The following is a 20,179-nucleotide window of genomic DNA, read 5'->3' on the forward strand; positions in this document are numbered from 1 at the left end:
CCCCGGCCCTTTTCTACTCACCCCAGCGTGTGTTCCAGCAGGATCTTCGCCCCCAGCCCGATCAGCACGACGCCGCCGGCCATTTCCGCCCAGCGGCCGAGATGGCTGCCGGCGGCACGGCCGATTAGGACGCCGCCGAAGGCGACGGCGAAGGTCACCGCGCCGATCAGGGCCGAGGTCGTCACCATGTCGACATCGACCATCGCAAGGCCGGCGCCGACCGCGGCGGCGTCGATGCTGGTGGCGATGGCGGTGGTCAGCAGCGCCAGCCACTCGGACCGCGCACTCTTCACCGGCCTGCAATCATCCTCCGCCCCGTCGTCGCTGTTCATGACGGCGTTGCGCAGCATGGCGCCGCCGACCGCCAGCAGCAGGCCGAAGGCGATCCAGTGGTCGACCGACTCGACCAGGCTGGCGAAGGCGATGCCGATGCCCCAGCCGACCAGCGGCATGGCGAACTGGCAGATGCCGAAGGCGGCACCGACGCGCATCGCCTCGGGCAGGCCGGACCGGCGCGAGCAGGCGCCACGGCCGAGCGCCGCGGCGAAGGAATCCATCGAGAGACTGAAGGCGAGAGCGAGGGACGTGGCGATCATGGCTATTCCCGGGCCAGACAACGCAGTGGAATCGGACGGACCCCGGCTGGCCGCGGAGATGCCCGATCCACTGGTCTCGCCGGGTCGGCCCAATGGCCGCCGTGCGCGCCATGGCGGAAACGGCCGAAGGCCGGAACCGTCCAAGTCTGTTGACGCGAACCCCACCGGATCTGCTCGCCGGCGGGTGGCTACTCCCCAATGACGGAGGAAGTCCTACAGGCGCTGGGGGCTTCGGTCAAGCACACGTTTGCCGCAGGTGCGAGTTGCGGCCGCGCAGGTAGGTGGCGGCGACGGAACGGTCGTCGCCCAACGTCACCTGGATGAACAGTTCCTCCTCCAGGTCGCCCTCCACCGTCTTCATGCGATGTCGCATAGCCGGCGTCGCCGCCGGGTCGAGCACGACGAGGTCGGCCCAGCAGCCGGGCTCCAGGCTGCCGATCTCGCCGGCCATTCCCAGCGCCTCGGCATTGCCGCGGGTCATCCAGTACAGCGCCGCCAGCGCCGGCAGGTTGCGGCCTTGCAGCTGCAGCACCTTGTAGCCCTCCGCCGCGGTGCGCAGCATGGAATAGCTGGTGCCGCCGCCGACATCGGTGGCGATGGCGGTGCGCACCGGCCGTTCCGGCTTCGACAGGGCGTCGAGATCGAACAGGCCGCTGCCGATGAACAGGTTGCTGGTCGGGCAGAAGACGGCGACCGACCCGCTCTGGTGCAGCCGGATCATCTCCGCCTCGGACAGATGGATGCAGTGGCCGAACAGCGAGGTCGGCCCCAGCAGCCCGAAGCGGTCGTACACGTCGGTATAGTCGCGGGCACCGGGGAACAGGCGGCGCACCGTCGCGATCTCCTCGGTGTTCTCCGACAGGTGGGTCTGCATGTGGACGCCGGGATGCTCGCGCAGCAGCGCGCCAGCCGCCTCCAGCTGCGCCTCAGTCGAGGTGATGGCGAAGCGCGGGGTGACGGCGTAGCGCTGCCGGCCGCGCCCATGCCAGCGGGCGATGAGATCCTTGCTGTCGCGGTAGCCGCTTTCCGCCGTATCGGTCAGGACGGCCGGGGCGTGGCGGTCCATCATCACCTTGCCGGCGATCAGCCCGGCGCCGCGCGCCTCGGCCTCCGCGAACAGGGCGTCGACCGACTGCGGGTGAACCGAGCCGTAGACCACCGCGGTCGTCGTGCCGTTGCGCAGCAGCTCGTCCATGAAGAAGGCGGCATTGGCGGCGGCGTGGGCCGGGTCGGCGAATTTCTGCTCCTCGATGAAGGTGTATTTTTCCAGCCAGTCCAGCAGCTGCGCCCCGTAGGAGGCGATGACCTGGGTCTGCGGGAAATGGATGTGGGTGTCGATGAAGCCCGGCAGCACCAGCCGGCCGCGATGGTCGTCGACCGTGACGCCGTCCGGCACCTGGCCGCGCAGCGCGGCCCAGTCCCCCACCGCGGCGATGCGGCCATCGACCCCGACCAGCAGCAGCCCGTCCTCGTGATGGCGCAGGGCATCGAGGTTGCCCGGCCCCACGGGCGCGCGGTGGAAGCTGAGCAGGCGTCCGCGGATGGCGGCGGATACGGGGGCGGCAGATGGAGAGGCGGCGGGCTGGTCGGTCATGGGGATCCGGTTCGATGACGTCGATAAGAGGGAGGGTTACTTGATGTCGCCCGACCACGCAGCCAACACCGCACGTTCCTGCGGCGTGATGCCGGTGATGTTGGCGGGCGGCATGGCGTTGCTGAATCCGGCCTGCAGGCGGATCTCTCCGGCATGGCGGCGGATGCCGTCGCCCTCCAGCACGACGCCGCGCGGCGGGGTGGCGATGCCCTCCCACACCGGTTGGGCGGCATGGCACATGCTGCAACGGGTGGAGACGATCTCCTCCACCTGAGCGAAACCGACCTTGGCCGGCAGCGCGGCGCTGTCGCCGCCGCTCCCCGCCGGGCCCAGGGTGCTGAGCCAGACGCAGGCGAGCATGCCGGCGGCGGCGACGCCCCAGGTCCACCAGGGAGTCGGCTTGCCGGCATGGCGGCTGTTGAAGAAATGGCGGATCGCCGTGCCCACCACCAGCACCAGCGCCACCATCACCCAGTTGTAGCGGGTGGAGCTGACCAGCGGGTAATGGTTGGACAGCATCAGGAAGACGACCGGCAGGGTCAGGTAGTTGTTGTGCAGCGAGCGCTGCTTCGCTTTCTTGCCCAAGGACGGGTCCGGCGTCTCGCCGCGCAGCATGGCGGCCACCGTCCTGCGCTGGTTGGGGATGATCAGCATGAAGACGTTGCAGGCCATCATGGTCGCCATCAGTGCGCCGACCTGCAGCATGGCGCCGCGTCCGCTGAAGATCCGGGTCATCGCCCAGGCGGTCGCCACCAGCATGACGAAGCCGGCCAGCGCCAGCGCCCCGTCGTTGCGGCCGAGCGGTGACTTGCACATCAGGTCGTAGGCGACCCAGCCCGCCGCCAGCGCGCCGACGCTGATCGCCACCGCCTGCCAGTGGGTGAGCGCCAGCACGTCCTGGTCGATCAGGAACAGGTCGGCGCCGCGATAGTACAGCACGCACATCAGGAAGAAGCCGCTGAGCCAGGTGGCGTAGGATTCCCACTTGAACCAGGTGAGATCCTCGGGCAGCTGCGGCGGCGCGACCATGTATTTGGTCATGTGGTAGAAGCCGCCGCCATGGATCTGCCAGGCATCGCCCGCCGTGCCGGCTGGCGCCCCCGCCCGCCTGCGCAGCGAGGCGTCGAGATGGATGAAATAGAAGGACGATCCGATCCAGGCGATGGCGGTGATGACGTGCAGCCACCGCGCCAGGGCGTTGATCCATTCCCACAGGATGGGCTCCATCACACGCACGCTCCTTCCGGTCAGGTCGATGACCTGACTGTAAGGCGATTGTGCGGGTGCGGAAAACCGCTCGTCCATCCCAACAGCTTCAAAAAATGACGAAAGATCGGGGGTACGGCCGGGGGGAACTCTGTCAGGGACCGGGCAGGAGACCTTTCGCCCCCGCACTGAAGCCGATGGACAGAGTGACGCAGCCAAGCTATATCAACCCCATCCAGGGTGAGTAAGCACTCACTTATCACCAGCGAGTGTTCCACCCTCCGATGGCTCCACGCCTCGACAGCAACGCCCGCAAGCGGGCGATCCTAGACGCCGCCTTGCCGCTGTTCGCGCGCAAGGGCTTTGCCGCGACCACCACCAAGGAGATCGCGCAGGCCGCCGGCGTGTCGGAGGCGCTGATCTTCAAGCATTTCCCGACCAAGGCCTCGCTGTACGAGGCGATCTTCCTCACCTGCATCGACGACGATCCGGAATATGACCGGCTGGTGGCATTGCCGCCGGGCACCGCGACGCTGGCGCAGATGATCCAGGGGCTGGTCACCCATTTCGTGATCGAGGTTCCCGCCGATCCGGAAGAGCGGGCCCGCCATCGCCTGTCGATCATCAGCCTGCTGGACGACGGCGAGTTCATGCGGCAGGTCTATGAAGGCATCCGCAGCCGCTTCCTGCCCTGCTTCGCCGCCTCCATCGCCGCCGCCACCGCCGCAGGCGACCTTGTTCCGGGACCGATCGACACCGAGAACGGACTCTGGCTTGCCGAGCATCTTTGCGGGATGATGGCGACCGTCTGCCTGTCCGGCGGCGCGGTCGTCCCCTACCCCTGCGGCCGTCCCGACCTTGCGCGGCAGGCCATCTGGTTCATCCTGCGCGGCATCGGCCTGCGCGACGAGTCGATTGCCGCCCAGGAACGCGGCGGACGCTTTCCCTTCGTGCCATTCGCCCCGCCGCAGGACGGCGGGATCCACAATGACGAACCCACACCCGAGAGACCGGAGTAGCCGATCGTGACCCTGGACCATTCGCCAAAGACCGAGACGTCATTCGGGCACCCGGCGGCCGAGCCGGGCCACGGGGCGTCGCCGCCCCCGCCGCCGAAGCATCCGCGCAAGCCCGTCACCCGTGGGCGGCTGACGGTTCGCATCGTCATCATGCTGGTGGTGCTGGGGCTGCTGGGCGCGGCGCTCTACGGCTTCAACACCTTCCGCGCCAAGGCGATCGCCGACTTCTTCGCCAACAACAAGCCTCCGCCCACCCCGGTGGCGCTGGCGGAGGCGACGGTGCAGACCATCCCGAAATACCTGTCCGCCATCGGCACGCTGCAGGCGGCCCGGCAGGTGACGGTGGCCCCCGAGGTCGCCGGCCGCGTCGACCGCATTCCCTTCGAATCGGGCGCCCGCGTCAAGGCCGGCGACCCGCTGGTGCAGCTGAACGACGCCACCGAGCAGGCCGACCTGCTGGCCCAGCGCGCCCAGGCGCGGCTGGCCGAGCTGAACCTGGAACGCTACCGCGACCTGCGCCGCAGCCAGGCCACGCCGCAGAGCAACGTCGACCAGTATCAGGCGCAGCTCGACGAGATCAACGCGAACATGAAGCGGACCCAGGCCCTGATCGGCCAGAAGCTGATCAAGGCGCCGTTCGACGGCGAGCTGGGCATCCGGCAGGTCAATGTCGGCGATTACGTCAATCCCGGCGCCACCATCGTCACGCTGACCGACCTGTCGCAGCTCTACATCAACTTCACCCTGCCGGAGCAGTCCTTCACCAGGCTGTCGGTCGGCCAGGGCGTGCTGATCAACGTCGATGCCCTGCCCGGTCGCGATTTCGAGGCGAAGATCACCACCATCGAACCGCAGGTCAGCGTCGACACCCGCGCCGTCAAGGTACAGGCGACCATGGACAACCGCCAACGCCAGCTGCGGCCGGGCATGTTCGCCAATGTCCGCGTCGTCCTGCCGCCGCAGCCCGACACGCTGATCGTGCCGGAAACCGCGATCGACTACACCGTCTACGGCGATTCGGTCTTCGTCGCCACATCGCAGAAGACCCCCGACGGCAAGGAGCAGCTGGTGGTGGAGCGCAAACCGGTGAAGGTCGGCGACCGCCTCGCCAACCAGGTGGAGATCCGCAGCGGCATCAAGCCCGGCGACCGCGTCGTGGTGTCGGGCCAGCTGAAGCTGGCGAACGGCGCCGCCGTCGTCCCGGCGGAGAGCAATCCGCTCACCCCGCCGCAGACCCTGCCGCAGAACTGAGGCCGACCCCATGGGCAGTTTCACCGACATCTTCATCCGCCGGCCCATCCTGTCGGTCGTGGTCAGCCTGCTGATCCTGCTGATCGGGGCCCGCGCGATGCTGGAACTGCCGATCCGGCAGTATCCGCAGTTGCAGAACACGGTCATCACCGTGACCACCAGCTATCCCGGCGCTTCGCCGGAACTGATGCAGGGCTTCATCGCCACGCCGATCGAACAGGCGGTGTCCTCGGCCGAGGGGCTCGACTACCTGACCTCCTCCTCCACCCAGGGGCAGAGCGTGGTCACCGCCTATGTCCGGCTGAACTTCGACCCCAACGTCGCGATGACCGACGTGATGGCGAAGGTGCAGCAGGTGAAGTACCAGCTGCCGCGCGAGGCCAACGACCCGGTCATCCTGAAATCGACCGGCGAGACGACCTCGATCCTCTACATGGGCTTCTCCAGCCCCGAGCTGTCCGGGGCGGCGATCTCCGACTATCTGACGCGCGTGGTGCAGCCGGTGCTGTCCACGGTGGAGGGCGTCGCCCGCGCCCAGATCCTGGGCGGCCAGACCTTCGCCATGCGGCTGTGGCTCGACCCGGTCAAGATGGCGGCGCGCAACATCTCCCCCGCCGACGTCTCGGCGGCGATCACCGCCAACAACTACCAATCAGCGCCCGGCCAGACCAAGGGCGTCTTCGTCGTCTCCAACGTCACCGCCAACACCGGCCTGACCGACGTCGAGCAGTTCCGCGAGATGGTGGTGAAGGCCAAGGACGGGGCGCTGGTGCGCATGCGCGACATCGCCACGGTCGAACTCAGCTCCAAGAGCTTCGACGCCAGCGTGGCGATGAACGGGCAGCAGGCGATCTTCATCGGCGTCGACAGCACCCCCACCGGCAACCCGCTGAACATCGTCGCCGACATCCGCAAGATGGAGTCCGAGCTGCGGCGCAACCTGCCGCCCAACATGGAGATGGAGATCGTCTACGACAGCACCCGCTTCATCCAGGCCTCGATCGACGAGGTGGTGAAGACGCTGCTGGAGGCGGTCGCCATCGTCATCGTCGTCATCTTCCTGTTCCTGGGCAGCTTGCGCTCGGTGCTGATCCCGGTGGTGACCATCCCACTGTCGATCATCGGCGCCGCCAGCTTCATGCTGGCGCTCGGCTTCTCGCTGAACCTGCTGACGCTGCTGGCGATGGTGCTCGCCATCGGCCTGGTGGTCGACGACGCCATCGTCGTGGTCGAGAACATCCACCGCCACATCGAGCAGGGCAAATCGGCGGTCGCCGCGTCGCTGCTGGGGGCGCGGGAGATCGTCGGGCCGGTCATCTCGATGACCATCACGCTGGCGGCGGTCTATGCCCCCATCGGCCTGCTGGGCGGGCTGACCGGCGCCCTGTTCCGCGAGTTCGCCTTCACGCTCGCCGCCGCGGTGATCGTGTCGGGCGTCGTGGCGCTGACGCTGTCGCCGATGATGTGCTCGGTCATCCTCAAGGAGGGCGGCTCCCAGGGCCGTTTCGCTGCCTTCCTCGACCGCCAGTTCGAGAAGCTGGCCGACTGGTACGAGCGGCGCCTGCACGGCACGCTCGACTATCGCGCGGCCACCCTGCTGTTCGCCGTCGGCATCCTGGCCAGCGTCGGCTACCTGTTCGCCAACACCATGTCGGAACTGGCGCCGGAGGAGGACCAGGGCATCCTGTTCGGCATCTCCAAGGGGCCGCAATACGCCAACCTCGACTACATCGACAGCTTCGGCAAGCAGATCGACGACACCTTCGCTTCCTTCCCCGAGACCGATACCCGCTTCGTCCTGACCGGCATGCCCACCCTGAACCAGGGCTTCGCCGGCATGATCCTCAAGCCGTGGGACGAGCGCGAGCGCAGTGCGTCGGAACTCCAGCCGCTGGCCCAGGCGGAGCTGAGCAAGGTGACGGGCATCAACGTGTTCCTGGTGTCGCCGCCGGCCCTGCCGGGATCCACCGGCGGCCTGCCGGTGCAGATGGTCATCTCCAGCCCCGGCGACTACCGCACCATCTTCGACGCCATCGAGCGGATCAAGGACGCCGCCACCAAGAGCGGCATGTTCATCATCACTGACAGCGACCTGCAATATGACAGCCCGGTCGTCCGGCTGAAGATCGATCGCGCCAAGGCGGCCGATCTCGGGCTGACCATGCAGTCGGTGTCGAGCACGCTGTCGGTGCTGGTCGGCGGCAACTACGTCAACCGCTTCAACCTGAACGGCCGCTCCTACGAGGTCATCCCGCAGGTGCCGCGGGCCGACCGGCTGACGCCGGACTCGCTGACCGGCTACTACGTCACCTCCGGGTCCGGCGCCCAGATCCCGCTGTCGACCGTGGTGTCGGTGGATACGGCGACCGAGCCCAACGCCCTGAACAAGTACAACCAGCTGCCGTCGGCCACCTTCTCGGCGGTGCCGATGCCGGGCGTCTCGATGGGCCAGGTCGTCGATTTCCTGGAGGAGCAGGCGCGCACCCAGCTGCCGGCCGGCTTCAACCACGCCTACCTGTCGGAATCGCGGCAGTTCGTGACCGAGGGCAGCCAGCTGATGGTCACCTTCGCCTTCGCGCTGGTGGTGATCTATCTGGTGCTGGCGGCGCAGTTCGAATCGCTGCGCGACCCGCTGGTGATCCTGGTGTCGGTGCCGATGTCGATCTGCGGCGCGCTGCTGCCGCTGTTCTTCGGCCTGTCCACCATGAACATCTACACCCAGGTCGGCCTGGTGACGCTGATCGGCCTGATTTCCAAGCACGGCATCCTGCTGGTCGAGTTCGCCCGCGAGATGCAGATCAACGAGGGCGTCGACCGCCGCACCGCGATCGAGCATGCCGCCCGCGTCCGCCTGCGCCCGATCCTGATGACCACCGCGGCGATGGTGGTCGGCCTGCTTCCGCTGCTGACCGCGGCCGGTGCCGGCGCGGCCAGCCGCTTCTCCATCGGCCTCGTCATCGTGGCCGGCATGCTGATCGGCACGCTGTTCACGCTGTTCGTCCTGCCGGCGGTCTACACGCTGCTGGCCAAGGACCATTTCGCCGCCTCGCGCTCCACCCGCGCCGAGGAGCTGCGCAGCATGACCTGACGCGCCGCAAGCCGCGTCCCCCTCGAAGCAGGCTCCTCCCGACCCGGAGGGGCCTGTTTTTTTGTCCATGTCCGCCGGATGGCTCACCAATTGGCCGGGATCGGCAGGGTTTCCCCTTCCTCGCGGCGGAGCATCCAGACCATCCAGCGCTCGGTATGGATCAGGACGCGCCGGGTCTCGATGCAATCGCAGCCGCGGCTGTGCTCGCGCAGCAGGCGGATGGCGCGGCAGATGGCGGATTGCGGGTCGGCGGCTCTTTCAGGCACGACGGGATCCTCGACGATGGAAAATGCCGTCGACACTTACCGAAGCGGGCGCAACCAAAGCGTGATATTTCTTGGTCGCCGTCGCCGTCGCCGTCGCCGTCGCCGTCGACACCCGATGCCGAAGCATGTGGGCACCCCTTGCGTCCCGCGGTGCTGCTGGCCGAAATGTCACACGTACCGTACGATGCGGAGAATTCACCCTTCGCCCCCGCCGTTTTCCTTCCGACAGCGCCGAACCGGAGCCCGCCATGAGCGAACCGCAAGCCGACCTTCTGGACGAGGAGCAGGTGTCCCTGCTGCTGGAGGTGCTGACCGCCGAGGACTGGGACGCATCGGTCGCCGGTTTCACCGACAACGGGCGCAAGACCGTCGACAGGCTGATCGCCCAGGCCAGCGCCGGGGAGCCGCACGACCGCACCGCCCACACGCTGAAGGGCACCGCGCTGAACCTGGGCGCCGCTGCGCTCGGCCGTCTGGCGAAGGAGCTGGAACACGCCCCGTCCGCCGACGTTGTCGCGCAGGCGGATCACCTCTGCGACCTGCTGGAACGCTCGCTGGCCGCGCTCCGCACCTGCAAGCCGATCGACGTCTGATCGGATAGCCGGTGCACCCGGCCGCCCCGAACAGGCATCCCCTCCCCCCACGTTCGGACAGGTGGCCACGGCACAAAACCTGCCCTGCGCCGTTGTCCATCCAGGACCACGAACAGTGAGGCGACATGAGCGAGCTCGCGGACGATCTCGACCGGAAGACCGGCCTCGGCACCGACAGGGTGCGCACGACGGTGCGGGAGCCCCTGGGGGCGGCCGGGTTCAAGCCCATGGATCTCGGCGACGGCTGCCATGCCTGGTACCGGCGCGCCGACGACGGCAGCCATGCGCTGATCTCGCACAACAACGCGCTGGACGGCGACCCGGCGGTCAAGGATTGGATCGTCGGCCAATATGGCGAACGCGGCGGCTTCGTCGAAGTCGGCGGCCTGCCGCTGTCGCGTGCCCTGGAAGGGGCGGACACGCTGCCCTCGCCGATGCGGCCGGACGGCTCGCTGGTGGAGGCGCTCTATCCGTCGCTGCAACAGGCGCTCGACGATCTGGGCTGATGGCGATCCAGGTTGATGGCGATTTAGGGCGATGTGTCCGGCCGGGGTGATATCCGGATACGCTTTGTGGATGGCCCTATGGGCGATGACCAAGGTCGGAGTGGACAAGCGGTGGGTTGAACGGAAAAGCTCACCCCGGTTGCCGCATGGGGACATCGCCCCCATCTGCAGTCCGACCGCCGCCCAAGACCTTCCCGCCCAGACCCTCAGCGAGCCGTTCGCCCATGGAAGCCGACCACTCCAAGCCGTTGCGCATCCTGCTCGTCGAGGACGAGCCGCTGGTGGCCATGGCCATCGAGGATTCGCTCGAAGTGCAGAATGTCGGCGTGATCGGCCCGGCCGGCACGGTGGCCGAGGCGCTGGACCTGATCGCAAGGGGCGGCATCGACGCGGCTCTGCTCGACGTCACCCTGCGCGGCGAGCGGGTCGACAGCGTCGCCGATGCCCTCAGCGCCCGCGGGATCCCCTTCGTCTTCACCACCGGCCATGGCGTCGCCGGCCTGCCGAAGGGCCACCAGGACCGCCCCGTCCTGACCAAGCCCTTCCGCGAGGTCGAGATGAACGACGCCATCGACCGTCATTTCCGCGGCATGACCTGAACACTGAGCCTGGACCGGGCCAGTCAGCCCGGTTGGCCGTCGGCGCGCGGGGACAGCAGGACCGGGGCATAGGCGGCCAGGAACAGGGCGAAGGCCGCGACCCAGGCATAGCCCGACCATTGCAACGCCGCCCACACCCACTCCACCGGCAGCAGCGGCGACAGGGTGCGGAGCGCCGCCGCGGCCGTCAGCAGCCCATAGGCGGCGACCGTCGCCCGCGACACCACCAGCGGCCGGCCGGTGTGGCCGAGCGAGGCGCGGCTCATCACCGCCAGGATCAGCGTCGCGAAGGCGCCGACCGTCATCGCATGCGTGCCCGCCGCCGCCGGCAGCCCGGCCAGCGCATGCAGCCCGCGCAGCAGCAGCGCCACCGGCACCCACAGATAGCCGACATGCAGGCTCCACAGGATCGGCGAGCGCCAGGCCCTCCAGCCCTGCCAGCCGGCCAGCCGCACCGCATGGGCGGCCGCCGCGGCGAGCGCGATCAGCCCGGTGACGACCGACTCCGCATCCACCATCGCCGCCGGGATCAGGGCCAGCGTCGCCAGCAGGGTTGCCCGCTCCACCAGCGGCCAGGACCGCACCGCCATGCCGGCCTTGCCCAGCCCGTTGCGGGTGAAGGCCGGCAGGATGCGCCCGCCGATTACCGTCACCATCATCAGCACGATGCCGAGGCCCAGCGCGAAGCCGGCCTCCACCCCGCCGGACAGCAGGTCGAGCCATTCCAGATGGATCAGCAGGTTGCCGGCGGTCAACAGCCCCAGCAGGATCAGGAAGGCGCTGTTGCGCCATTTGCCGGCGGCCACCAGCGGCCGGGCGAGCGCCACACCGAGCGCCGGCAGGAAGGCGAGGTCGAGGACCGCGGCCAGCGCTCCGGGCATCGCCACCCATGGTCCCACCCAGGGGAAGACCGCGATGCGGCCGGCCAGCCACAGGGCGGCCAGCACCATCAGCGGCACGCCCGACACCGCCCTGGTCCCGGTCCAGCTCGGCACCGCCGTCAGCAGGAAGCCGGCGACCGCCGCCGCGATCATGCCGAACAGCATCTCGTGGGCGTGCCAGGCGCCGGCGCCGACCGCGCCGTCCGGCCATTCGCCGGTGACCAGCACGCCCAGCCACGCGGCCACCAGGCCCATGGCGGCCAGGCCGCTGAACAGGAAGAAGCAGCGGAAGCCGTACTGGAACAGGATCGGGATCGCGGGGCCGGCGTCGCGGCCGGCAAGGCTGGGTGAGGACATGGAAGGGGACTCCCCCGGAACGGGTGCGGAAATGCAGGATCGCCGGCAAGCCTGGGTCCGGACGCCGCCGGCCGCCTTGACGAAAGTCAAACGCATTCGCAAGCTGGCGCCCCACCCCGTCCCCGCCCCGTCCGTTCCGGTCCGATGCCCCGTCCCGACAGCCTGTCCCTGCGCGAGGCGCGCCGCGTCGCCATCGCCGCCCAGGGCTTTTCCAACGCCGTCCCCGGCCCGGCCCCCGACAGCGCTTCCGAAACCGCTTCCGAAGGGCTTGCCCAGGTGGAGGCACGCCGCGCGCGGCGCCTGATCGGCCGGCTCGGGCTGGTACAGATCGATTCGGTCAATGTGCTGGTCCGCTCGCATTACCTGCCGCTGTTCTCACGGCTCGGGCCGTACGAGGCGGCGCTGCTCGACCGGCTGGCCTATGGCGGCAAGCGGCGCTCGCTGTTCGAATATTGGGGACACGAGGCCTCGCTGATCCCGGTGGAGCAGCAACCGCTGTTCCGCTGGCGCATGGCGCGGGCCGAGCGCGGCGAGGGCATCTATGGCGAGTTGGCCCGCTTTTCCGCCGAGCGCCGACCCTACCTCGACGCGGTGCTGGCCGAGGTGGCGGCGCGCGGCCCGCTCGGCGCCTCGGAACTCAGCGAGGCCGGGCGCGGGGCCGGCGGCTGGTGGGGCTGGAGCGACGGCAAGCGGGCGCTTGAGTTCCTGTTCTGGGCCGGCCGCGTCACCACCGCCGGCCGCCGCGGCTTCGAGCGGCTTTATGATGTGCCGGAGCGGGTGCTGCCGTCCGCCGTGCTCGACATCCCCACGCCGGAGGAGGCCGAGGCCCAGCGGTCCCTGCTGCGGATCGCCGCCCGCGCCCATGGCGTGGCGACCGAACGCGACCTGCGCGACTACCACCGGCTCGACGTCGCCGACGCCCGCCTGCGCATCGCCGAACTGGTGGAGGCCGGCGAGCTGCTGCCGGTGACGGTGGAGGGGTGGGACCGCACCGCCTACGTCACCCCCGACCTGCGCGTGCCGCGCAAGGCCCCGGCCCGCGCCCTGCTGTCGCCCTTCGATTCGCTGATCTGGGAACGGCAGCGGACCGAACGCCTGTTCGGCGCCCGCATCCGGCTGGAGATCTACACCCCCGCCCACAAGCGGGAGCATGGCTATTACGTCCTGCCCTTCCTGATGGACGAGCGCATCGCCGCCCGCGTCGATTTGAAATCCGACCGCAAGGCCGGCATCCTGCTGGTCCAGGCCGCCCACGCCGAATCGCACGCCCGGCCGGATGCCGTCGCCCAGCCGCTGGCGGTGGAGCTGCGCCGTCTGGCCGTCTGGCTCGGGCTGGAGCGGGTGACGGTGACGGGCGGCGGCGATCTGGCGCCGGCCTTGGCAGGAAAAATTAGTTATTCTTAACGTGGATTTCTGTTCATTGATAGATATAGTAAGCTCTTTTTGAATAGACGATGCAGCATTTTGCAAACGAGGATTAATCGTGATTAACGAATCTTATCCCTGGAAAGAGGGGCTCCTCCGTGACGCCGCTCTTCTTGAACGCTGGGCAACAAAAGATAGAAGGTCATCACAGAGGGGATTTCTTTTTGAAAAAAAGATATTTATTTCTGCTTACTCTATAAGAAAGTTGTTTGAATCTGGAAAAGTATGCACGGAACTTCATACTAAACTATTGAAATGCAGAACTTTCAAGGCTTTATGTAGCAATCAATCGAGATGGAATTGTCATAAGATAGAAGAAAATTATGATTTGGAGTCAGAAACAGAAAAATATGTTAGCGCAAGCTCTATTATCAACCAAATAATTCACAGTTTTTCTTTTGGATTCGAATTAAATGATTTAAATCATATTGAAGGATTTTTTGTTTCTTCTCATCAAGGAAAGGGGCGATTTCTGTTTTTATTACACATATCTGACTATCTAGACTTCATGAAAGAAGTCGGAAGCGACTATCCTGATTATATTCATGAATATCATAATCCAGAAGATGGAAACATCTACTCGTTAAGATGTTGCCCAAAACATACAAATCACGATAAATTTATTAAGATATGAAACTTAGAGTTTTCATTTCTAAACTCTATTCCAAATGATTGAGCGGCAGCCGGGTCTCGAACTTGACCTCCTTCAGGGTCACGCTGGATTTGACGTGCGACACTGCGGGAATCGAGAAGATGCGTTCGCTGAGGAAGCGGCCGTAATCCTCGGTGGTCGGCACGACGATGCGCAGCAGGTAATCGGCCTCGCCGGTGACGGCGAAACATTCCAGCACCTCCGGCATGCCGGCGATGGCGGTCTCGAACTGGTCGACAGCATTCTCCTTGTGACGTTCCAGCGTGACATGGGCGAAGACGCACTCGCCGAGCCCCAGCTTGCGCGGGTCGAGCTGCACCGTGTAGCGGCGGATGACGCCGATGTCCTCCATCGAGCGCACCCGGCGCCAACAGGGCGAGGCCGACAGGCCGACGGTGTCGCCCAGCTCCTGCATGGTCAGGCGGGCGTTCTCCTGCAGGGCCGCCAGGATCCCCTTCTCATGCCGGTCGAGCTTGATCGCCGCCATTCCGCCGTCCTCTTCTCCGCCGACCCGATGGTTTCCGCTCCAAACATAAGCCGGGCTTGCGGCCGGTTCGAGCCCTCCCGTGCAACCATTCCGCCCGGCCGGCGTTGCTTGCCCCAGGACCGGACGGCAACGGGCGGCAAAGGCGGGGGACGAGGGCTTGTTCGACTGGATCGTGAGGATGGTGGAGCAGACCGGCTATGCCGGGGTGGCGCTGTTGATGTTCGCGGAAAACCTGTTCCCGCCGGTCCCCTCGGAGCTGATCCTGCCGCTGGCCGGCTTCACCGCGGCACGCGGGGATCTGCAATTCGTCCCGGTGGTGATCGCCGGCACGGCCGGCGCTGTGGCGGGTGGACTGTTCTGGTACCTGATCGGCCGCTGGATCGGCTGCGACCGGCTGGGGTCACTACACGAAAGTGATCAGATTGTCCGGGATCTGAGAACAGAAATGGAACTCATGCTGCAAGGAGCGACTGCATCCTTCGCAATGGCCTGAGACCGGATTCCGGCAGGGGATCGACTCCCCAGACATAATCGCCGGTGAGACCGACGTGCTCCCATCCCAGAGGTGCGACATGCCGCATCAATTCCGGAGTGACAGCATGCCCTTGGCTTGCCAGCTCGACGAAGGCAGCTTCGAGATAGCGTGTGTTCCACAGGATGATCGCCGACACCAGCAGGTTCAGCCCCGATGCGCGGAAGACCTGGTTCTCGAAACTGCGATCGCGCATTTCACCCAGACGATTGAAGAAGATCGCTCTGGCCAGGGCGTTTCGGGCCTCCCCCTTGTTGAGACCGGCGTTGGCGCGTCTCCGAAGTCCGGGATCACGCAGCCATTGCAAGGTGAACGCTGTCCGTTCGATACGGCCCAGCTCTCGCAGGGCCAAAGCCAAGCCATTTTGCCGTGGGTAAGCCGAGAGTCGCCGCAGCATGGCCGAGGCCGTCGTGGTTCCTGAATGGATTGAGGTTGCCAGTCGCAGCAGCTCCGCCCAGTTGGCGGTGAGATGGTCGATGTCGATGGTTCCGCCGACCAAAGGCTGCAGAATGGCCGGGGCCTCTCGGCCGGGCAGCAGGTAGAGCCGCCGGTCCTTCAAATCACGAATGCGTGGGGCAAAACGGAAACCGAGCAAGGCACACAACCCAAACACATGGTCGCTCGCGCCGCCGGTATCCGTGTAGTGCTCCTCGATGGCAAGGCCACTCTGGTGATGAAGAAGGCCATCGATGACGTGGGGCGCCTCGCTGGCGGTCGCGGCGATCACCTTGGTGTGGTAAGGGCCGTACTGGTCGGAGACATGGGTGTAGAAGGCGATGCCCGGCTCGTTGCCGTGATGGGCGTTCACATCGCCGATGGCTTCGCCGCGGCCGCCGGCGCGGTAGAACTGCCCGTCGGAGGATGATGTACGACCATCGCCCCAGACGGCGGCCAGGGGCAAGGCCCGATGCGTGTCGATGATGCGGGCGAGCGCCGCCATGTAGGTGTCGTCGCGGACGTGCCAGTCGTGCATCCAGGCCAGTTGCCGCATGGATGATCCCCGGCAGGCTTCCGACATCCGTGACAGGCCGAGGTTGATGCCGTCAGCCAGGACAGCGGTCAACGCCGCCGCCCGGTCGTCGGCGGGACGGCCGCTGCGCTGGTGCGTGAAGCAACCGGAGAAGTCGGTCCAGCCGTCCACCTCCAGCAGAAGGTCGGTGACCTTGATCCGGGGCATGAGATCGTAGGCGCGGCGGCCGAGTTCCTCGGCCTCTGGTGGGGTCGTGTCCCGGATCGGCGTTACGCGGAGTTCACCGTCGGACAGATCGACGTCCTCCAGCAACCCCTTCCCAGCAAGGCCCGCCACTTCGGCGGCGATGCGGTCCAGTTCGGCGCCCCTTTCGGCAAGATGCCCCTCGGCGTTGCGTGGAACGGCCACGGGCAGCGCCCCCTCTTCCCGAAGAATGTCGAAGGTCGGACGCGGCATGAGGCAGCTTTCGAAATCCCGGTATTGGCGGCTCCCCTCGACCCAGACGTCGCCCGCCCGCAACCGGTCGCGCAGTTCGGACAGCGCGCAGATTTCATAAGCTTTCCGGTCGATGCCCTCCTTCTTGATGACGAAGGGGCGCCAGGACCGGCGGATGAAGCCGGTCGGCGGCTTATCGGGCAGGGTGGGGCGCCCGGCGGCGTGCATGACCCGAATGACGTCGAGCGCCCGCAGCAACGGCGTCACCGAGGAACTGCCGAGAAAGGTGAAGCGGTTGAGCAGCGTGGGGGCGAAGGCCCGGACGGTGGCGTAGCGGCCAAGCATCTCGGTGCGTGGATCGGCGGCCTCCGGCTTTGCCAAGGCTTCGCTGTCGGTGTCGCATTTCATGAAGCGGAACCAACCGACACCTTGGTCGACGGCTTCGAAGGGATCGGTTCCGGCCTCCCGCGCACCAATCACCGCCTTGCACGCGGTCAGCAGCACCCGCAGTTGGGTCTGGGTGTCGCGGACGGAGCGCAGGGTGTTTTCCGCCGTCCGGCGCTCGGCCTTCCGCGCCAGACTGCCGATCAGCTTGTCGAACATCGACAGGGTGACGTCGGTCAGATCCATCTCCAAACGGATCGCGGTGGCAGTGAGAACGGCCCGTCGGCGCGAGGTTGCCAGATCCTGAAGGTGTTGCGGCGTCATCCGCAGGCCTTCGGCGGCGAGGCGCTCGAACGCGACCTCCGGCACACGGGCGCGCAACGCCCGGTCGATGCTGAGACCCTTCAAGGCGGTGAGGCGCTCGATGACCGCCAGCATGTTGCGGGCAGTGGGGCCCGCCGGCACACGGCGCAGCCAGGCGAGCATCGTCGTTTCGGTGTCGGCCCAGGGGGTCAGCAATCGGTCCAGTGCGTCGGTCGACCGCTGATCGATTCCCTCGACGAGCGCGCGGTGCAGAATTCGTTCGGCCCGGCCGCGGGCTTGGTGGAGCATCAGCTCCAGGATCGCGGCCGAAGGGATCAGGATGCGGCGGCGGCGGAACTCATCGATGAGGGTCGTCGCCAGAATGATTGGGTCTCGCGCTATCTGTGCCTTGGAGGTCAGCCAAGCGGCGAGATCACGGAAAAGCGTGCGGTCGAAGGCGCGATGCCCGGTTCGTGCCATGATCGCGGCGACCTGCTCGCGCCGGTTCTGGTCGCGTCGGCTGTAGGCGATGAAGTCGTCCGGTTCGGCGGCCACCTGCCGGGCCACGAACTCCAGCAGCGCGGTGGGTGGGCGCTCTTCCGGTCCGGGAATCCGCCCCGGATGATGGAGATAGCAGAGCAGAACCGCGCAGCCCAGGCGGGTGTGCGGCGTCCGCCGGAGGGCAATGATATCGAGGTCGTCCCGGCCGAGGGTGTAGTGGCGCACCATGGCGCGCTCATCGTCCGGGACCGCCAGAAAGCTCGCCCATTGCTCCTCGGTCAGCAGCCGCCGACGCGCCATACTCATCCCCTCCGTTCGTGTCGGCGGGACCATAGTGAAACCGAGGCTGCGCTGTCACGGTACACCCGAAAGGAATGAGGAAGCCTGAAAGTCGCGCCAGCCCCTTTCTGCGACATCGGCCGGACACCCAGACAGCTCCTTTTCGCGACAGCCGTTCAGTGGCGTACCAGCAGGTCCAGCGGCACCTGGAGCGCGCCGGCGATGCGGGCCATCGCGTCGAAGCTGCCAGGCTTTTTCCCGTTCTCAATCTCGGACAGGTAGGACGGAGCCACGCCGGCGGCTTCCGCCAGTCCGCGGGCCGTGAAGCCGCGATGCTCGCGGAGCACCGTGACCGGGTGCTCTCCATCAAGGATGCGCTCCGCGACCTCGAAGGGAAACGCCTCCGTCTCCCCCGCAGCGAGCCGTGCCTTTACGGCTTCGGCGTCGGCCAAGTCCTGGGCATCCGTCACCAGATCGGCCAGGGCCTCGAAGTCGGCCCGGCTGAGGGTGACGCTGTCCGCCGTCTCGGCGATCGGCGTGATGGGCAGAGCGTTCATCGATAGACCTCCTTGCGGTTCCCGACCTTCAGCACCGTGACCAACAGCGCATCGCCGTCGATCTGGTAGACGGCCCGCCAGTCGCCGTGGCGGATGCGGCCTTGCCCGCCGCCGAAAGCCTTCGCCCAGGGATGCGGGTCATAAGGAGCGGCGGCGAAGGTCTTCAACTTATCCCGCAGCCCGGCCGCATCGCCCTTTGGCATGCGGAGCAGAACCTTCAGCGCAGTGGCTTCGATCACGAGCTTCATGCAGCTATGATCGCTGATAGCGAATTACCCGTCAAGCTGCTATTCGCTAACGGCGAACCGCTCCTTTTCGCGACACCGTTTCTGACATCGAATCTACGCCGCGCATCACCGCGGCCACCGGTCTGGCTGAGCGCGAAGCGGCGGTTTCCATGGTCGAGGCCATCCCCGGCCGCCACTGCATCACGGTGGGTGCCGACAAGGCTTACGACACCAAGGATTTCGTGGCGAACATGCGCAGCCTGGGCGCCGCTGCGCATGTCGCGCAGAACACGAGCAACCGCCGCTCGGCGATCGACGGCCGGACCACCCGTCACCCCGGCTACGCCGTCAGCCTGAGAATCCGCAAACGGATCGAGGAGGTGTTCGGCTGGATCAAGGGAGCCGGCTTGCGCAAAACGCGTCATCGCGGAACGGCCCGCGTCGGTTGGATGTTCACCCTGACCGCCACCGCCTACAACCTGATCCGCCTGCCCAAGCTGCTGGCGGCGGCATAATCACGCCCGAAGTCCGCCTCAACGGCGGCTACGGGCGTCTCGGAGCGCGAAAAGGCACTCCATTCCGACAAAAACGGGCGTCGGAAACCCCATTTCCAAGCCTCAGCCGAGGAAAAAAGCCGGAATATGTTCGTTTTTCCGTGTCCTGCTAAGAAGGCACTTCACCCTTGCAGTCTCCTCCTGCCCTGCTCGCTGGCCTACCACCGACGCAAAGGCCTCGTCGAGCTAGCGGAAGCCGGTATGGCGGCGACCATTGGGCATGGTCATGGCGCCGTTTTGCTGATCTGCATTTCCACGGTGAGGCCTGAACGTGATGGCGCCGCTGACACCGCCACGGATGTTCCGAGGTGCCCAGCTATATTTTTAAATTGTATTGCTTATTTATTTTTCATCAAAAAAGTTGATACAACATGATCATTGCTATTACTAGATGTAACAACCTATGTTCTTGTCGTGATGGGTCGGTCGATCCATCAAGTTAACGACACCATCATTGGCTTTCGCGCATGACACGCCAAGATGCCGATCTGGAGAATGAAATGTCGATCGATATCCAATTGAACGCGGTGTTCAAGGTCGGTAATGCGATCTACAACGCCAGCATGAGCGTTCCGGCCGCGACACCGACCAAGGACAGTCCCTTCATCTTCGATGTCACCAGCAAGCCGGCGACCGACGGCGATGACAAGGAGGCGAGCGTCCTGACGGTTGCCATCGGCGGTTCCGGTTTCGTCTATGTCGCGGTGGCGCCGCCGCAGGATCTGATCACCGCCGCTGCCGGCGACATCGTCCAGTCCCTGAACGTGGTGGTGGCGGAAGGCGAATACGACAAGGTCAAGAAGACCTTCAAGGCGGCGGCAGCCATCGAGGGCAATTGAGAACCGTAAAGCCATAGCGTCCTGCATGGCGGTCGGAGTCACGCCCGGGAGCGGTTCCGGTTCTTCACGATCCGATCC

General features: G+C 66.4%; 20 protein-coding genes, 1 pseudogene and 1 riboswitch. Of the genes and pseudogenes, 12 read left to right on the forward strand and 9 right to left on the reverse strand.

Annotation, left to right across the window (positions count from 1 at the left end; genetic code table 11):
- Positions 1 to 17 precede the first annotated feature (17 nt).
- The 3 genes from AL072_RS25380 to AL072_RS25390 form a co-directional block, all read right to left on the reverse strand.
- A complete protein-coding gene (locus AL072_RS25380; RefSeq protein ID WP_045583862.1) occupies positions 18 to 596 on the reverse strand; it encodes a manganese efflux pump MntP in 579 nt (192 codons plus the stop codon).
- 82 nt (positions 597 to 678) lie between these two features.
- Positions 679 to 805: riboswitch (yybP-ykoY riboswitch) on the reverse strand.
- Positions 806 to 831: 26 nt separating this feature from the next.
- Positions 832 to 2,190 (reverse strand): guanine deaminase, encoded by a 1,359-nt coding sequence (guaD, locus tag AL072_RS25385; RefSeq protein WP_045583861.1) that lies wholly within the window; start codon positions 2,188 to 2,190, stop codon positions 832 to 834.
- A 36-nt stretch (positions 2,191 to 2,226) separates the two neighbouring features.
- Entirely contained in the window at positions 2,227 to 3,417 is a 1,191-nt protein-coding gene (locus tag AL072_RS25390) for a urate hydroxylase PuuD (RefSeq protein ID WP_045583860.1), read from the reverse strand.
- 263 nt (positions 3,418 to 3,680) lie between these two features.
- On the opposite strand from AL072_RS25390, the gene AL072_RS25395 reads away from it, so the two are divergent.
- Genes AL072_RS25395 through AL072_RS25405 form a run of 3 tightly spaced genes read left to right on the forward strand, consistent with a single transcriptional unit; the run spans position 3,681 to position 8,754 of the window.
- Positions 3,681 to 4,415 carry a TetR/AcrR family transcriptional regulator gene (locus AL072_RS25395; protein WP_045583859.1) on the forward strand — a complete coding sequence of 245 codons (735 nt, stop codon included), beginning with the start codon at positions 3,681 to 3,683 and terminating at the stop codon, positions 4,413 to 4,415.
- Positions 4,416 to 4,421: 6 nt separating this feature from the next.
- On the forward strand, positions 4,422 to 5,666 hold the full coding sequence (locus tag AL072_RS25400; RefSeq protein ID WP_245636978.1) for an efflux RND transporter periplasmic adaptor subunit: 1,245 nt from the start codon (positions 4,422 to 4,424) through the stop codon (positions 5,664 to 5,666).
- 10 nt (positions 5,667 to 5,676) lie between these two features.
- The gene (locus tag AL072_RS25405) at positions 5,677 to 8,754 is read left to right on the forward strand and encodes a multidrug efflux RND transporter permease subunit (RefSeq protein WP_045583858.1); all 3,078 of its coding nucleotides are present in this window, start codon (positions 5,677 to 5,679) and stop codon (positions 8,752 to 8,754) included.
- Between the two features lie 83 nt (positions 8,755 to 8,837).
- Here the strand turns inward: AL072_RS25405 and AL072_RS25410 are convergent, their stop codons facing one another.
- Complete coding sequence (locus AL072_RS25410; RefSeq protein ID WP_082109164.1) at positions 8,838 to 9,020, reverse strand: hypothetical protein; 183 nt, start codon at positions 9,018 to 9,020, stop codon at positions 8,838 to 8,840.
- A 248-nt stretch (positions 9,021 to 9,268) separates the two neighbouring features.
- Here AL072_RS25410 and AL072_RS25415 point away from each other — a divergent pair, with 248 nt between their 5' ends.
- From AL072_RS25415 to AL072_RS25425, 3 genes are all read left to right on the forward strand, one after another.
- On the forward strand, positions 9,269 to 9,613 hold the full coding sequence (locus AL072_RS25415) for an Hpt domain-containing protein (RefSeq protein WP_045583856.1): 345 nt from the start codon (positions 9,269 to 9,271) through the stop codon (positions 9,611 to 9,613).
- Positions 9,614 to 9,738: 125 nt separating this feature from the next.
- Entirely contained in the window at positions 9,739 to 10,119 is a 381-nt protein-coding gene (locus AL072_RS25420; protein WP_045583855.1) for a hypothetical protein, read from the forward strand.
- 224 nt (positions 10,120 to 10,343) lie between these two features.
- Entirely contained in the window at positions 10,344 to 10,718 is a 375-nt protein-coding gene (locus AL072_RS25425) for a response regulator (protein ID WP_045583854.1), read from the forward strand.
- 23 nt (positions 10,719 to 10,741) lie between these two features.
- Here AL072_RS25425 and AL072_RS25430 read toward each other — a convergent pair whose 3' ends face one another.
- Positions 10,742 to 11,956 carry an NnrS family protein gene (locus AL072_RS25430; RefSeq protein WP_045583853.1) on the reverse strand — a complete coding sequence of 405 codons (1,215 nt, stop codon included), beginning with the start codon at positions 11,954 to 11,956 and terminating at the stop codon, positions 10,742 to 10,744.
- 144 nt (positions 11,957 to 12,100) lie between these two features.
- Here AL072_RS25430 and AL072_RS25435 point away from each other — a divergent pair, with 144 nt between their 5' ends.
- Entirely contained in the window at positions 12,101 to 13,360 is a 1,260-nt protein-coding gene (locus tag AL072_RS25435; protein WP_045583852.1) for a winged helix-turn-helix domain-containing protein, read from the forward strand.
- Positions 13,361 to 13,439: 79 nt separating this feature from the next.
- Positions 13,440 to 14,015 (forward strand): hypothetical protein, encoded by a 576-nt coding sequence (locus tag AL072_RS34540; protein WP_144428375.1) that lies wholly within the window; start codon positions 13,440 to 13,442, stop codon positions 14,013 to 14,015.
- Between the two features lie 25 nt (positions 14,016 to 14,040).
- Here AL072_RS34540 and AL072_RS25440 read toward each other — a convergent pair whose 3' ends face one another.
- Entirely contained in the window at positions 14,041 to 14,520 is a 480-nt protein-coding gene (locus AL072_RS25440; protein WP_144428376.1) for an Lrp/AsnC family transcriptional regulator, read from the reverse strand.
- A 157-nt stretch (positions 14,521 to 14,677) separates the two neighbouring features.
- Between AL072_RS25440 and AL072_RS25445 the strand changes: the two genes are divergently transcribed.
- Entirely contained in the window at positions 14,678 to 15,013 is a 336-nt protein-coding gene (locus AL072_RS25445; protein WP_060721748.1) for a DedA family protein, read from the forward strand.
- On the opposite strand, the gene AL072_RS25450 is transcribed toward AL072_RS25445, so the two are convergent.
- The 3 genes from AL072_RS25450 to AL072_RS25460 form a co-directional block, all read right to left on the reverse strand.
- Entirely contained in the window at positions 14,973 to 17,945 is a 2,973-nt protein-coding gene (locus AL072_RS25450) for a Tn3 family transposase (protein WP_045583851.1), read from the reverse strand. The genes AL072_RS25445 and AL072_RS25450 overlap by 41 nt on opposite strands.
- A 155-nt stretch (positions 17,946 to 18,100) precedes the next feature.
- Positions 18,101 to 18,481: a helix-turn-helix domain-containing protein gene (locus AL072_RS25455; RefSeq protein ID WP_045583850.1), complete on the reverse strand. Its 381-nt coding sequence runs from the start codon at positions 18,479 to 18,481 to the stop codon at positions 18,101 to 18,103.
- On the reverse strand, positions 18,478 to 18,729 hold the full coding sequence (locus AL072_RS25460; protein WP_052710194.1) for a type II toxin-antitoxin system RelE family toxin: 252 nt from the start codon (positions 18,727 to 18,729) through the stop codon (positions 18,478 to 18,480). The genes AL072_RS25455 and AL072_RS25460 overlap by 4 nt, the downstream gene beginning before the upstream one ends.
- Before the next feature lie 101 nt (positions 18,730 to 18,830).
- Here AL072_RS25460 and AL072_RS25465 point away from each other — a divergent pair.
- From AL072_RS25465 to AL072_RS25470, 3 genes and pseudogenes are all read left to right on the forward strand, one after another.
- Positions 18,831 to 19,223: pseudogene (locus AL072_RS25465) on the forward strand (transposase); the annotation flags it as partial.
- Positions 19,224 to 19,463: 240 nt separating this feature from the next.
- Positions 19,464 to 19,637: a hypothetical protein gene (locus AL072_RS35005; RefSeq protein ID WP_158511099.1), complete on the forward strand. Its 174-nt coding sequence runs from the start codon at positions 19,464 to 19,466 to the stop codon at positions 19,635 to 19,637.
- A 125-nt stretch (positions 19,638 to 19,762) separates the two neighbouring features.
- Complete coding sequence (locus tag AL072_RS25470) at positions 19,763 to 20,101, forward strand: hypothetical protein (RefSeq protein ID WP_045583849.1); 339 nt, start codon at positions 19,763 to 19,765, stop codon at positions 20,099 to 20,101.
- Positions 20,102 to 20,179: the final 78 nt, after the last annotated feature.

Source organism: Azospirillum thiophilum (genome assembly GCF_001305595.1).
Lineage (GTDB): Bacteria > Pseudomonadota > Alphaproteobacteria > Azospirillales > Azospirillaceae > Azospirillum > Azospirillum thiophilum.